At 69.4% G+C, this 13,222-nt stretch carries 10 protein-coding genes and 1 pseudogene; 6 read left to right on the top strand and 5 right to left on the bottom strand.

Features of this window, described 5'->3' with window-relative positions; all coding sequences use genetic code 11:
• The first annotated feature begins 59 nt into the window (after positions 1-59).
• From JAP66_RS29525 to JAP66_RS29515, 3 genes and pseudogenes are all read left to right on the top strand, one after another.
• On the top strand, positions 60-2,603 hold the full coding sequence (locus tag JAP66_RS29525; protein WP_199435148.1) for a bifunctional FO biosynthesis protein CofGH: 2,544 nt from the start codon (positions 60-62) through the stop codon (positions 2,601-2,603).
• Between the two features lie 20 nt (positions 2,604-2,623).
• Positions 2,624-3,637 carry an inner membrane protein YhjD gene (gene yhjD, locus JAP66_RS29520; protein WP_199435147.1) on the top strand — a complete coding sequence of 338 codons (1,014 nt, stop codon included), beginning with the start codon at positions 2,624-2,626 and terminating at the stop codon, positions 3,635-3,637.
• Between the two features lie 39 nt (positions 3,638-3,676).
• Positions 3,677-4,889 (top strand): annotated as a pseudogene (locus JAP66_RS29515) (MFS transporter).
• Positions 4,890-4,908: 19 nt separating this feature from the next.
• Here JAP66_RS29515 and JAP66_RS29510 read toward each other — a convergent pair.
• Entirely contained in the window at positions 4,909-6,138 is a 1,230-nt protein-coding gene (locus JAP66_RS29510; protein WP_307849775.1) for a D-alanyl-D-alanine carboxypeptidase family protein, read from the bottom strand.
• A gap of 42 nt (positions 6,139-6,180) precedes the next feature.
• Between JAP66_RS29510 and JAP66_RS29505 the strand changes: the two genes are divergently transcribed.
• The gene (locus JAP66_RS29505) at positions 6,181-6,423 is read left to right on the top strand and encodes an SCO4848 family membrane protein (protein ID WP_199435146.1); all 243 of its coding nucleotides are present in this window, start codon (positions 6,181-6,183) and stop codon (positions 6,421-6,423) included.
• Positions 6,424-6,683: 260 nt separating this feature from the next.
• Positions 6,684-8,072 (top strand): glycoside hydrolase family 10 protein, encoded by a 1,389-nt coding sequence (locus tag JAP66_RS29500; RefSeq protein ID WP_199435145.1) that lies wholly within the window; start codon positions 6,684-6,686, stop codon positions 8,070-8,072.
• Between the two features lie 218 nt (positions 8,073-8,290).
• Here the strand turns inward: JAP66_RS29500 and JAP66_RS29495 are convergent, their stop codons facing one another.
• Genes JAP66_RS29495 through sdhC form a run of 4 tightly spaced genes read right to left on the bottom strand, consistent with a single transcriptional unit; the run spans position 8,291 to position 11,766 of the window.
• Positions 8,291-9,079, bottom strand: a complete 789-nt coding sequence (locus JAP66_RS29495) for a succinate dehydrogenase iron-sulfur subunit (protein WP_199435144.1) — start codon at positions 9,077-9,079, stop codon at positions 8,291-8,293.
• Position 9,080: 1 nt separating this feature from the next.
• Positions 9,081-10,868, bottom strand: a complete 1,788-nt coding sequence (gene sdhA, locus JAP66_RS29490) for a succinate dehydrogenase flavoprotein subunit (RefSeq protein ID WP_199435143.1) — start codon at positions 10,866-10,868, stop codon at positions 9,081-9,083.
• 26 nt (positions 10,869-10,894) lie between these two features.
• Positions 10,895-11,320, bottom strand: a complete 426-nt coding sequence (locus tag JAP66_RS29485) for a succinate dehydrogenase hydrophobic membrane anchor subunit (protein ID WP_199435142.1) — start codon at positions 11,318-11,320, stop codon at positions 10,895-10,897.
• Positions 11,320-11,766, bottom strand: a complete 447-nt coding sequence (gene sdhC / locus JAP66_RS29480) for a succinate dehydrogenase, cytochrome b556 subunit (RefSeq protein ID WP_199435141.1) — start codon at positions 11,764-11,766, stop codon at positions 11,320-11,322. Before sdhC ends, JAP66_RS29485 begins: the two co-directional genes overlap by 1 nt.
• Before the next feature lie 400 nt (positions 11,767-12,166).
• On the opposite strand from sdhC, the gene JAP66_RS29475 reads away from it, so the two are divergent.
• On the top strand, positions 12,167-13,222 hold the full coding sequence (locus JAP66_RS29475) for a BMP family lipoprotein (RefSeq protein WP_235999722.1): 1,056 nt from the start codon (positions 12,167-12,169) through the stop codon (positions 13,220-13,222).

Here is a 13,222-nt window from a genome sequence, read left to right as displayed (position 1 = left end):
TAATGCCTCACAGCGAAAGCTCTTAACGGGTTCCCCGGCGCGGCCGTAGTCTCGGGCGCATGGCTGACCCCGTCTCGATCGCCCCGCCCGAGCCGAAGCCCACCCCTTCCGCCCTGCGCCGCGCGCTCCGGCGCGCCGCGGACGGCGTCGCGCTCGATGTCACCGAGTCCGCCGTGCTCCTGCACGCGCGGGGTGAGGACCTGGAACGACTCCTGGCCGCGGCGAGCCGGGTTCGCGACGCTCACCTCGCCGATCAGGGCCGGAGTGGCATCGTCACCTACAGCCGCAAGGTGTTCATCCCGCTCACCAGGTTGTGCCGCGACCGCTGCCATTACTGCACATTCGTCACTGTGCCGGGCAAACTGGACTCGCTGTACCTCGAACGCGACGAGGTACTGGAGATCGCCCGCGCCGGAGCGGCCGCCGGCTGCAAGGAGGCGCTGTTCACGCTGGGCGACCGGCCGGAGGATCGCTGGCCGGAGGCGCTGGAGTGGCTGCGGGCCCGCGGCTACGAGTCCACACTGGACTACGTGCGCGCCTGCGCGATCGCCGTGCTCGAGGAGACCGGGCTGCTGCCGCATCTCAACCCGGGCGTGCTGAGCTGGGAGGAGATCCAGCGGCTCAAGCCGGTGGCGCCGAGCATGGGAATGATGCTGGAGACCACGGCGGAGCGGCTCTGGTCGGAGCGCGGCGGGCCGCACTACGGCAGCCCGGACAAGGAGCCCGCCGTCCGGTTGCGGGTGCTCGACGACGCGGGCCGCGTCGGCGTGCCGTTCACCACCGGCATCCTGGTCGGCATCGGCGAGACGCTCACCGAGCGCGCCGAGTCGCTGCACGCGATCCGCTCGCGGGCCCGGCAGTACCGCAACGTCCAAGAGATCATCGTGCAGAACTTCCGCGCCAAACCGGACACCGCGATGCGTGGTATGCCGGACGCGGATCTCGCGGACCTCGCGGCGACCGTCGCCGTGGCGCGGCTGCTGATGCCGCCCGGCGTCAGCGTCCAGGCGCCGCCGAACCTCGTCGGCGACGAGCACGCGCTGTTGCTGCGCGCCGGCATCGACGACTGGGGTGGCGTCTCGCCAGTGACGCCCGACCACGTCAACCCCGAACTCCCGTGGCCCCGGATCGACACGCTCGGGGAGTGGACCGCCGAGGCCGGCTTCAGCCTGCGGGAACGGCTCACCGTCTACCCGAGATATGTGCGCAGCGCGGAGAAGTGGATCGACGTACGGTTGCACGCCCATGTCAGTGCACTGTCCACTGCGGACGGTCTTGGTGACGGCGACGCGGTGATCGAAGGCCGCGGCTGGCAGGAACCGGACGGCGGTCTCGACACGTTCGGGCGCGCGGACCTGCACGCCGCGATCGACACCGAGGGACGTACCGGCGACCGGCGCGGTGACTTCGACAGTGTGTACGGCGACTGGGAGATGCTCAAGGAGCAGGTGCCGGGCGCGAACACCGCGCCGGAACGCCTGGACGCCGATGTGCGCGCGGGCCTGCGGCTGGCGGCGGACGACCCGGCCGCGCTGCTGCGCGAGGAGCACACGGCCGCCGCGACGGCGTTGCTCACCGCGGACGGCGAGGCACTGGAGACGATGACCCGGCTCGCCGACGAGCTGCGGGCGAGCGTGGTCGGCGACGACATCACCTATGTCGTCAACCGCAACATCAACTTCTCCAACGTCTGCTACGTCGGCTGCCGGTTCTGCGCCTTCGCGCAGCGGGAGCGCGACGCCGACGCGTTCCGGCTCTCGGTGGACGAGGTGGCCGCGCGGGCCGTCGAGGCCGCGGAGGCCGGCGCGACCGAGGTCTGCATGCAGGGCGGTATCGATCCGAAGCTGCCGGTGAGCTACTACGCCGACATCGTGCGGGCGATCAAGGCCGCCGTGCCCGACATGCACGTCCACGCGTTCTCGCCGATGGAGGTCGTCTCCGCCGCGTCGAAGGCTGGGGTGAGCGTCGCGGAGTGGCTGACCGAGCTGCGCGACGCGGGGCTCGGCTCGATCCCGGGTACCGCCGCGGAGATCCTGGACGACGACGTGCGCTGGGTGCTCACCAAGGGCAAGCTGCCGGCGCGGACGTGGATCGACGTCGTCTCCACGGCGCACCGGCTGGGCATCCCGTCGTCGAGCACGATGATGTACGGCCACGTCGACCATCCCGGCCACTGGCTCGGCCACCTCCGCGTGCTGGCCCGTATCGCCGGGGAGACCGGCGGCTTCACCGAGTTCGTCGCGCTGCCCTTCGTCCACCACAACGCGCCGATCTACCTCGCGGGCGTGGCCAGGCCGGGGCCGACGATGCGGGACAACCGCGCGGTGCACGCGTTCGCGCGGCTCGCGCTGCACGGCCGGATCGACAACGTCCAGTGCTCGTGGGTCAAGCTCGGGGACGAGGGCACGGCGCGGATCCTGCGCGGCGGCGCCAACGACATCGGCGGCACGCTGATGGAGGAGACGATCTCGCGCATGGCCGGCTCCGAGCACGGCTCGTCGCGCACCGCCGACGAGCTGGGCAAGCTCGCCGCGCTCGCCGGCCGTCCGGCACGCCGGCGAACCACCACCTACGAGGACCCGCTCGCGTTGCGAGGTGCCTGAGCCCTGGTTAACGTCCACACGTGACGGAGCAGAAGAGCGAAAAAGAGAAGCTGCTGCCGCGGCTGCGCCGGAAGTATCCCTGGCTCGACCACCTGATCAGAGCCAACGAGGCGTTCACCGAGCGCTACGGCAACCACTACGCGGCCGCGATCACCTACTTCTCCGTGCTCTCGCTCTTTCCGTTGCTGATGGTCGGCTTCTCGGTGGCCGGCTTCGTCCTCGCGGGCAACCAGGCGGCTCTTGACCAGCTCCGCGAGGGCATCCTGGAGTCCGCCCCGCAGGGGCTCGGCGAACTGCTGACCCAGATCGTCGACTCGGCGCTGAAGTCGCGGGCCGGGGTTGGGGTGCTCGGCCTCCTCCTCGCGCTGTACTCCGGGATCGGGTGGATGACCAACTTGCGGGACGCGCTCACCGCCCAGTGGGGGCAGGAGAAGAAGAAGCGGCCGTTCGTCTCCGCGAAGATCCGGGACCTCCTCGCGCTGGTCGGCCTTGGTCTCGCGCTGGGGATCTCCTTCGGGCTCACCGCGATCGGCGGCGGGATCGGCAACTCGCTGCTCGACCTCGTCGGGCTGGCGGACGAGGCATGGGCGCAGTTCGTGCTGACGCTGGGCACCGTGGTGCTGTCGCTGGCCGCCAACGTGCTCGTGTTCCTCTGGGTCATCTCGCAGCTGCCGCGGGAACGGGTCAGCGTGCGCAGCGCGGTCAAGGGCGCCGCGCTGGCCGCGATCGGCTTCGAGTTGCTCAAGCAGGTGGCGCGGTTCTACCTCGAGGGCGTCACCAGCTCGCCGAGCGGCGCGATCTTCGGGCCGATCATCGGTCTGCTGGTCTTCGCCAACCTGGTTTCCCGGTTCCTGCTGTTCGTCACAGCCTGGACCGCCACGGCGCAGGAGAATGCGGTACGGGTGGTCGAACCGCCGCCGCCCGCTGTGATCCGGCCGACCGTGCCTGTGCACCGCGGCCTCGGTGCGGGGGCGGCCGCGGGCGCGTTCGGTGTGGGAGCGCTGCTCGGCTGGCTGGGCGGAAGACGTCGTTGACGGTGTGCTTGCCTAGACTCGCCGGGGTAACACGGAGGGGTGAGGGTGAGCGACACGGCAACGGCGGAGCAGAGCGTCCGGCTGCCCCGCGAGATCTGGGTACTCGTCGGAGCGAGTTTTCTCATCGCCATCGGCTACGGGCTGATCGGGCCCGCGCTGCCGAACTTCGCGACCAGCTTCGACGTCGGGGTCACCGCCGCATCGGTGGTGGTGAGCGCGTTCGCGTTCGTGCGGCTGGCGTTCGCGCCGGTCAGCGGGCGGCTGGTGACGCGCTTCGGGGAGCGGCCGATCTACCTGTGGGGGCTGTCGATCGTCGCGGTGGGCACGCTCGCCTGCGCGTTTCGCGGCGGACTACTGGCAGCTGCTGGTGTTCCGCTCGGCGAGCGGGGTCGGCTCCACGATGTTCACGGTGTCGGCGATCGGGCTGCTGATCCGTATCTCGCCGCCGCAGCTGCGCGGGCGGGCGTCCGGCCTGTGGGGCACCAGCTTCCTGCTCGGCGGCATCGCGGGGCCGGTCGCGGGCAGCGCGCTGGTCACGGTCTCGCTGCGCGCGCCGTTCCTGGCCTACGGTCTCGCCCTCGTGCTCACCACCGTGCTGGTGTGGTGGCAGTTGCGGCATTCCGAGCTGGCGTCGCGCCCGCCCGACGAGACCGAGCCGGCCATGACCTTCCGGCAGGCGCTGCGGCACCCGACCTACCGGGCCGCGCTCGCGTCGAACCTCGCCAACGGCTGGGTGGTCCTCGGCGTCCGCATGTCGCTGATGCCGCTGTTCGTCACCGCTGTGCTGCTCAAGGACGAGGCGTTCACCGGCATCGCGCTCGCCGTGTTCGCCGCCGCCAACGCGGCGGTGATGCTGCTCGCCGGGCGGTTCGCCGACCGCCGCGGCCGCACACCGCCCGCCCGCGGCGGGCTCGCGCTGCTGGCCGTGGGGACCGTACTGCTCGGCGTCACGAGCGATCCGTGGATCTTCCTCGCGGCCTCGTTCGTCGCGGGGGTCGGCTCAGGGGCGCTCAATCCGGCGCAGAACGCCGCGGTCGCCGACGTGCTCGGTGCCAAGGCCCGCGGTGGTTCCGTGCTCGCCGGGTTTCAGATGGCCGCCGACGTGGGCGCCGTCGTGGGGCCACTGGCCGCCGGGGCGATCGCCGAGCAGTGGTCCTACTCAGCCGCGTTCGTGGTCACCGGGGCGGTGTCCGGGATCGCCCTGCTGTTCTGGCTGCTGGCGAAGGAGACGTTGCCCCGCGCCCCCTCCTGAGGGGCCGGCGTGGCCGTGGCTACGAGGGGTGCTGGCCGAGCAGGCCGCGCCGGTGCCCGACGACGAAGCCGCCGATCACGATCAGCGTCACGACCAGCGTGACGATCCAGCCGGTGGTACCGAAGGGATCGTCGGTGGTGGTCGTCGCGGCGACCTCCGTGCTGTCCTCGGTGGAGTCGGTACCGGCCTCCTCCTGCGGCTGCTGTTCCACCGCGATCCGGCCGACCGCCGCGGTGTCCAGCGCGGCGAGGGAGAAACCGTAGTCGAGCAGCCGCGCCGCCTGCTCGGAGAGCCGGATCGGCCGCTGCTCGCCGCGCAGCAGGACCACGGCCAGCCGCGTGCCGTCCCGTTCGGCGGCGCCCGCATAGGTGTGCCGCGCGTCGTCGGTGAACCCGGTCTTCCCGCCGAGGAACCCGGGGTAGGTGCCGAAGAGCTTGTTGTCGTTGTAGATCGGGAAGTCCGGCTCGTCTCCGCCGGGGAAGCGCATCTTGCGGGTGCCGACCGCCTCCGCGTACCGCGGCTGGTCCATCGCATGGCTGAAGACCAGGCTCATGTCGTAGGCCGAGGTCATCATGCCCGGACCGTCCAGGCCGGACGGTGAGGCCGCGCGGGTGTCGGCGGCACCGAGCCGGGCGGCGAGGTCGTTCATCTTCCGCAGCGCCACCGGCACACCGCCGACCGCGGTGGCGAGCGCGTGCGCGATGTCGTTGCCCGAGCGCATGAGCAGCCCGTGCAGCAGCTGGTCCACTCTGTACCGGCCGCCGGCGACGATCCCGACGCAGGTGCACTCCTGGTTGGCGTCCTCCTCGGTGGGGACGACCACCTCGTCGGGGGAGAGCTCGTCGAGCACGACGAGTGCGAGCAGCGTCTTGATCAGTGACGCCGGCCGGAACCTGCCGTGCGGATCCTTGGCCGCGAGCACCTCACCGGTGTCCAGGTCCTGGATCAGCCAGGCGTGGGCGGTGGTCGGCTCGGGCGGGGCCGGAGCGCCCGCGGGCAACACCGTCCCGCAGTCGGCCATCCGCTCACCACCCGCCGGGGTCTGCGGCACCGGCAGCGGCGAGGGCGAGGCCTGGCCGGGCGGTGGCTCCTCGGAGGTGTCGACCGGTGGCGGGGGAAGCTGCCGGTTCGCGCACTCGCTCGCGGGCGGCTCGGTGAGCTCCTGCGCGGCCGCGGGCAGAGCCGGCGCCGCGAGCAGGGCGGTCAGCAGCGTGACGAGGAGAAAGCGGAGGGCAGGAGCGTGGCGCACCCGTGCAGGCTAACCGGAACCGGTCCGGGGATACTGCCCGGTATGCGGATGTCTCGCCCTACGTCACTCTTTCTGCTGGCCTTCGGCGTGTGGTCGTGGATCATCTGGGTCACCTTCGCCCGCAACCTCTGGACCGGCGACAACGCCTGGAACCCCGACGGGTCGCCGACCTCGTTCTTCGTCGTGCACGCGATCCTCGCCGTGGTTTCCCTCGCGCTCGGCACCGTCATCGGCGTGATCGGCTGGCGTGGCCTCCGGGCCCACAAGCGCGGCGACGCGAGGTAGTGGGCGGTCGAAAGCTTTCGAAACTTTCGGAACTACGACCTTTTCTGCTGCTGGAGTAGCGAAGAGTCAGGCAGGTATCTCTCCTGGCGAGACCGCACTTCTGCTTCGCGAGGCTGCCGAAATAGTTTCGAAACTTGCCGTTGACGTGACCTGCGTCTCACCGGCATACTGCTCTCCGGTTGTTGCCCTTCGTCATCGGTTGATCGCTCAGTGTCGTGTCGTGTGGCAACGCCGTCATGTCCTCGACGAAAGGACGGCAGATGATCAGCAGGATTCTCCGCGGCCGCGAGCCGCGGCACGTGAGATCGCGGGCCAGGACCGCGCTCGTGGCGGCCACCGTCGGCAGCTTCGTGGCGGCCGGCCTCGTCGCCACGGCCGGCACGGCCGACGCGCAGAGCACGCTCGGCGCCGCGGCGTCCGCGCAGGGCCGGTACTTCGGTGCCGCGGTGGCGAACAACCGGCTCGGTGAGTCGGACTACGTGAACACGTTGAACAGGGAGTTCAACAGCGTCACGGCGGAGAACGAGATGAAGTGGGACGCGCTGGAGCCGTCCAGGAACTCCTTCAGCTTCGGCTCCGCCGACCGGATCGTCGACCACGCGCGGGGTCAGGGCATGAGCGTCCGCGGGCACACCCTCGTCTGGCACTCACAGCTGCCCGGCTGGGTGGGCAGCCTGAGCGGTGACCAGGTGCGTTCGGCGATGAACAACCACATCACCACCGTGATGCAGCACTGGCGCGGCCAGATCCACTCCTGGGACGTCGTGAACGAGGCGTTCGAGGAGAACGGCAGCCGGCGCAACTCGGTATTCCAGCGCGAGCTCGGCAACGGCTACATCGAGGAGGCGTTCCGCACCGCGCGCGCCGCCGACTCCAGCGCCAAGCTCTGCTACAACGACTACAACACCGACGGGCAGAACGCGAAGAGCGACGCCGTGTACGAGATGGTGCGCGACTTCAAGAGCCGCGGCGTGCCCATCGACTGCGTGGGCTTCCAGTCCCACTTCAACAGCAACTCCCCGGTGCCGAGCGACTACCGGCAGAACCTGCAGCGCTTCGCCGCCCTCGGCGTCGACGTGCAGATCACCGAGCTCGACATCGAGGGCTCCGGGACGGCACAGGCCAACAGCTACCGCAGCGTCGTCGAGACGTGCCTCGCCGTGTCGCGCTGCACCGGCATCACCGTATGGGGAGTGACGGACAAGTACTCGTGGCGCTCCGCCGGCACACCGCTGCTGTTCGACGGCAACTACAACAAGAAGCCCGCCTACGACGCGGTGCTCTCGGCGCTGGGCGGTAGCGGCGGCGGCAACGGCGGCGGTGGCGGTGGTGGTGGTGGCAACGCGTCCTGCACCGTGTCCTACGAGCAGACGGACCGCTGGGACGACCGCTTCAACGGCAGGGTGACCGTGCGGGCTGGTGGCTCCGCGATCAGTGGCTGGAGCACCACGGTGACCGTCCAGTCACCACAGAAGATCTCCGCAACCTGGAACGGCAGCCCCACCTGGGACAGCAGCGGCGACGTCATGACGATGCGGCCGAACGGGAACGCGAGCATCTCCGCGGGCGGGACGACCAGCTTCGGGTTCACGGTGATGGCGAACGGGAACTGGTCGGCGCCGACCCTCGGTTCCTGCACCGCCTCCTGAGCGGCTCGTGAGTGTTCAGCCGAACTCCGGCGTCCACGGGACAACCCGGTCCCGCGGGACACCCGCGGCCGGACGAGGCTGAACACTCACGGGTGTCAGAGCCTGCCCTTGATCCCATGCAGGTGCGGCGTTGTGCCTGGTCACCTGTCGTGAGTGCGCACGCGAGTTAGAACTCGGCTCCGCACTCACGACCGGTGACCTGCGGAAATGGCAGCCGCTCAGACGCGCTTGAAGAGCAGGGCGCGCTTGACCTCCTGGATCGCCTTGGTCACCTGGATGCCGCGCGGGCACGCGTCGGTGCAGTTGAAGGTGGTGCGGCAGCGCCACACGCCCTCGGCGTCGTTGAGGATGTCCAGCCGCTCCTCGGAGCCCTCGTCGCGCGAGTCGAAGATGAACCGGTGCGCGTTGACGATCGCGGCGGGCCCGAAGTACGAACCGTCGGCCCAGTACACCGGGCAGGAGGACGTGCAGGCCGCGCAGAGGATGCACTTGGTGGTGTCGTCGAAGCGCTCGCGGTCGGCCTGCGACTGCACCCGCTCCCGGGTCGGCTCGTTGCCGTAGGCGATGAGGTAGGGCTTCACCGCGCGGTAGGCCTCGAAGAAGGGCTCCATGTCGACATAGAGGTCCTTCATCGTCGGCAGCCCCTTGATCGGGGCGACGGTGACCACCGGGGGCTTGCCCGCGGTGTCCTTCTTCCCAAGCAGGTCCTTCACCAGCACCTTGCACGCCAGCCGGTTTATCCCGTTGATCTGCATGGCGTCGGACCCGCAGATGCCATGCGCGCACGAGCGCCGGAACGCGAGCGTGCCGTCCACGTAGTTCTTGATGTTGAACAGCAGGTTCAGCACCCGGTCGGTGGGCAGCGCCGGAACGTCGTAGGACTCCCAGTGCGGTTCGGAGTCCTGCTCCGGGTTGAACCGCAGCAGCTTCACCGTGATGGTGACGGAGCCTTCCGGCGCGGGGATCTGTGAGGTGTCGTGCGCACCCTCGGAAACTGTGGCAGTCATTTCAGTACTTGCGCTCCATCGGCTCGTACCGGGTGAAGGTCACCGGCTTGTAGTCCAGCCGGATGTCGGACATGAAACCGGTCAGGCCGAGCGGCGCGTCCGGGTCCTCGGCGTCCGGCAGGATCTTGTACGACATCGAGTGCCGCATGAAGTTCGTGTCGTCGCGGTTCGGGTAGTCCTCGCGCGCGTGCCCGCCCCGGGACTCCTTGCGTGCCAGCGCGGTGACGACCAGTGCCTCGGCCAGATCCAGCAGGAAGCCGAGCTCGATGGCCTCCAGCAGGTCGGTGTTGTAGCGCTTGCCCTTGTCGTGCACGGCGATCCGGCCGTAGCGCTCCTTGAGCGCCTGCACGTCGGTCAGCGCCTGCTTCAGGGTGTCCTCGGTGCGGTACACCGCCGCGTTCGAGTCCATCGTCTGCTGCAGGGCGGTGCGGATGTCGGCCACCCGCTCGCCGCCGGTCGCGGTGCGCAGGTGGTTCACCATGCCCTCGACCATCTTCGCCGGGTTCTCCGGCAGCTCGACGTACTCGCGGCCCCGCGCGTACTCGGCCGCCGCGATCCCGGCCCGCCTGCCGAACACGTTGATGTCCAGCAGCGAGTTGGTGCCGAGGCGGTTGGCGCCGTGCACCGAAACGCACGCGACCTCGCCGGCCGCGTACAGCCCCGGGATCACGGAGTCGTTGTCCCGCAGCGCCTCGCCGTGCACGTTGGTGGGGATGCCGCCCATCGCGTAGTGCGCGGTCGGGTACACCGGCACCGGTTCCTCCACCGGGTCCACGCCGAGATAGGTCCGGGCGAACTCGGTGATGTCCGGCAGCTTGGTCTCCAGCACCTCGGCGCCGAGGTGGGTGCAGTCGAGGTAGACGTAGTCCTTGTCCGGGCCCGCGCCGCGACCCTCCAGCACCTCGAGGACCATCGAGCGGGCGACGATGTCGCGTGGCGCGAGATCCTTGATCGTCGGTGCGTAGCGCTCCATGAACCGTTCACCGGAGGCGTTGCGCAGGATGGCTCCCTCGCCCCGGGCGCCCTCGGTGAGCAGGATGCCGAGCCCGGCCAGGCCGGTCGGATGGAACTGGTAGAACTCCATGTCCTCCAGCGGCAGGCCCTTGCGGAAGTAGATGCCCATCCCGTCGCCGGTCAGCGTGTGCGCGTTCGACGTCGTCTTGAACACCTTGCCGAAGCCGCCGGTGGCGAACACGACCGATTTCGCCTGGAACACGTGGATCTCGCCGGTGGCGAGCTCGTAGGCGATCGCACCGGAGGCCACCGGGCCGTCCGGGGTTTCGGTCATCGCGATGTCGAGGACGTAGAACTCGTTGAAGAACTCGATGCCGTGCTTGACGCAGGTCTGGTAGAGCGTCTGCAGGATCATGTGGCCGGTGCGGTCGGCCGCGTAGCACGAGCGGCGCACGGCGGCCTTGCCGTGGTCCCGGGTGTGCCCGCCGAAGCGCCGCTGGTCGATGCGGCCCTCCGGGGTCCGGTTGAACGGCAGGCCCATCTTCTCCAGGTCCAGCACCGCGTCGATGGCCTCCTTGGCCATGATCTCCGCGGCGTCCTGGTCGGTGAGGTAGTCACCGCCCTTGACCGTGTCGAAGGTGTGCCACTCCCAGTTGTCCTCCTCGACGTTGGCCAGCGCGGCACACATGCCGCCCTGCGCCGCGCCGGTGTGCGAACGCGTGGGGTAGAGCTTGGTGAGCACGGCCGTGCGGGTGCGCTGGCCTGCCTCGATCGCCGCCCGCATGCCGGCGCCGCCCGCTCCGACGATCACCACGTCGTACTTGTGGAACTGCATGGAAAGTCCGCTCCCTGTGGTGGTGGTCAGCTGGCCGGGATGTCCGGATCGAACGTGAAGATCACGAGGGTGCCGACGAAGAGGATGAGCACCATCGAGACGTAGAGCAGCATCTTCAGCCAGAACCGGGTGCTGTCCCTGCGGGCATAGTCGTCGATGATCGTGCGCAGGCCGTTGCCGCCGTGCAGCTGGGCGAGCCAGAGCATGGCCAGGTCCCAGAACTGCCAGAACGGGGAGGCCCAGCGGCCTGCGACGAAGGCGAAGTTCAGCCGGTGCACCCCGCCGTCGAGGATGTTCATGATGAACAGGTGGCCGAGCACCAGCACCACCAGCGCGAGGCCGGAGATGCGCATGAAGACCCAGCTGTAGAGCTCGAAGTTGCTGCGGCGCGCGGCCGGCCTGCGCGGTGAGCGCGGTTTGTCCAGGGCCAGCGTCTCGGACTGCGCAGTCATCAGTTGCCGCCTCCGAACAACTCGCTCACGGTGCGTTCCAGCATGAAGTAGGTGCCGGGGACCATCACGAGTACCCAGACGCCGATGATCGTCCACAGCATGGGGCGCTGGAACTGCGTGCCCCTGGACCAGAAGTCGACCAGCAGTACCCGGATGCCGTTGAGCGCGTGGTAGAGCACGGCGCCGACGAGGGCGACCTCGAGGAGGTTGACCACCGGGTTCTTGTAGGTCTCGATGACCTCGTCGTAGGCGTTCGGCGACACTCGCACCAGCGCGGTGTCGAGAACGTGGACGAACAGGAAGAAGAACGTGAGCACGCCGGTGATGCGGTGCAGCACCCAGGACCACATTCCGGGGTCGCCGCGATAGAACGTCCCGGTCCGGCGTGAGGCGCCCGCCCGATCGCTTGCCCCCGCCTCCCCGGCGGTGCTCGCAGTGGTGGACATCGGTGTACGGCCTCCAACGTCGCTGATGGATCAAGCCCGGGTGACCGCGACTTCGGCTGGCTCGTCAAGGCCCTCGAGCGTGGATACGAGGGATGCTAGACCTGCGCGATACGCCCGGCTCAACCTCGGGTTGCCGTCTGTGACCGACCAGACAATCGGGTCCGCGCGGGACGTGGCGCACGTCTCTCGCGCCCTTCACTCGAAGGCGTGAACGTCACGCTGTGTGCGTGACTGATCGCGGCTCCGACTCCGGAGTGAACATTTAGGTTACGCAGGGACGCCAAGCGTGTGCCCGCCATCTCACAGAGCGGTACGGTTCCTGGATCGGTCCGGCAGGAGAGCCGGGCCGTTCTCAGTTCGTCCGCTGGAACAGCGGGGAGGGAGATACACCGTGCGGCATATGCGTGGTGGAACGCTGGCGGCAATCGCCATGGCCGGCGTGCTGGCGCTGGCCGGCTGCGGGTCCGACGGCGGGGAGGGCGGCGACACCGGCTCCGGCGAGGGCTCGGGCTCGGAGGCGCTCAAGATCGGCCTGGCCTACGACATCGGTGGCCGCGGTGACCAGTCCTTCAACGACTCCGCGGCTCGCGGCCTGGACAAGGCCAAGGGGGAGTTCGGGGTCGAGGCGACCGAGCTGGAGGCCACCCAGGGCGAGACCGATGCGCAGAAGGAGGACCGGCTGCGCCAGCTCGCCGAGGGCGGTTACAACACGGTCATCGCGGTCGGCTTCGCCTACGCGGCCCCGCTGGGCGCCGTTGCCGCCGACTACCCCGACGTGAAGTTCGCGATCGTCGACGACTTCACCGAGGGCACGGACACCGGCCCGAACATCGCGAACCTGACCTTCGCCGAGCACGAGGGTTCGTTCCTGGTCGGTGCCGCCGCCGCGCTGAAGAGCGAGTCGGGCAACGTCGGCTTCGTCGGCGGCGTGAACACGCCGCTGATCCAGAAGTTCGAGGCGGGCTACAAGGCGGGCGTCAAGGCCGTCAAGCCGGATGCCACCGTGCAGGTGAAGTACCTCACGCAGCCGCCGGACTTCGGTGGCTTCAACGATCCCGCGAAGGGCGAGACCGCCGCGAACGGCATGCTCGACGCGGGCGCCGACGTCGTCTACGCGGCGGCGGGCGGCTCCGGCAGCGGGGTCTTCCGGGCGGCCAAGGACAAGGGCGCGAAGGGCATCGGCGTCGACTCCGACCAGTACAACCAGCCCGCGCTCGCCGACGTCAAGGACGTCATCATGACGTCGATGGTGAAGAACGTCGACACCGCGGTGTACGACTTCATCAAGTCGGTCAGCGAGGGCAATTTCCAGGCCGGGCAGCAGGTCTACGACCTCGAGTCCGGTGGCGTCGAGTACTCGACGAGCGGTGGCATGATCGACGACATCACGCCGCAGCTGGAGGAGTACAAGCAGCAGATCATCTCCGGGGAGATCGAGGTTCCCTCGACGACCTGA

It is taken from the genome of Qaidamihabitans albus (assembly GCF_016464705.1).
In the GTDB taxonomy this organism is placed as follows: domain Bacteria; phylum Actinomycetota; class Actinomycetes; order Mycobacteriales; family Pseudonocardiaceae; genus Qaidamihabitans; species Qaidamihabitans albus.
This window is presented reverse-complemented; position numbering and strand designations above follow the sequence as displayed.